The organism is Marinobacter sp. ES-1, from assembly GCF_000475255.1.
Taxonomy (GTDB): domain Bacteria; phylum Pseudomonadota; class Gammaproteobacteria; order Pseudomonadales; family Oleiphilaceae; genus Marinobacter; species Marinobacter vinifirmus.
The window spans coordinates 1-822 of sequence record NZ_AXBV01000021.1 but is presented as its reverse complement, the minus strand read 5'-3'; the positions used below and the strand labels follow the sequence as shown (position 1 = coordinate 822).

The 822-nt window shown below is 57.7% G+C and carries 1 protein-coding gene; it reads left to right on the top strand.

Going from position 1 to position 822, the window contains the following annotated elements; all coding sequences use genetic code 11:
- Positions 1–182: 182 nt before the first annotated feature.
- Positions 183–683, top strand: a complete 501-nt coding sequence (tpx, locus tag Q668_RS01075) for a thiol peroxidase (protein WP_022987734.1) — start codon at positions 183–185, stop codon at positions 681–683.
- Positions 684–822 lie beyond the last annotated feature (139 nt).

Sequence of the window (822 nt, the reverse complement as noted above, 5' to 3'; positions counted from 1 at the left end):
AGCCATGGATGGCGGAGCAGAAGCGCCCACGGATGGCTTGAGCGTTTTTCGAAACGCCGTCCCCCAACCAAGCCCTCTCCCCTTTCTCTAAACCCCTACAAACCGCATGGATGAAAACTCATCCAAACTAGGCTACACAGAGTAAGTACAAATTCCCGAAACCAATCAGCAAGGAGCAAACCATGGCGAACAACGTAACCCTGGACGGCAACCCCATCGAAATCGACGGCAAATTCCCCCAGCCCGGTGACAACGCAGCCCCCTTCACACTCACCAGCAGCGGCCTGGAAGAAGTGAAACTCGATAACTGGGCCGGCAAACGCAAAATCCTGAACATCATCCCCAGCATCGACACCGGCGTCTGCGCCGCCAGCACCCGCAAATTCAACGAAAAAGCCGGCGGCCTTGACAACACCGTCGTCCTCGTCGTCTCCGCCGACCTGCCCTTCGCTGCCTCCCGCTTCTGCGGCGCCGAAGGCCTGGACAACGTGGAAACCCTCTCCACCTTCCGCAACTACGCCTTCCAGCAAGACTACGGCGTAGCCATCCAGAACGGCCCCCTCGCCGGCCTGTGCGCCCGTGCGGTCGTGGTACTGGACGAGAACAACAAAGTTATCCACAGCGAACTGGTCAGCGAAATCAAGCACGAGCCGGATTACGATGCGGCCTTGAAGGTTCTGTAAGGAATTTCCTGCCGGGTAGTCACACATTTACGCATCGTCGATTTGTCTCGACTACCCGTTCAGAGTTTGAGCTGAGTGTGCGGGCAGGTCTTTCTCAAACCTTGCGGAGCCATGGATGGCGGAGCAGAGCGTACAGGGA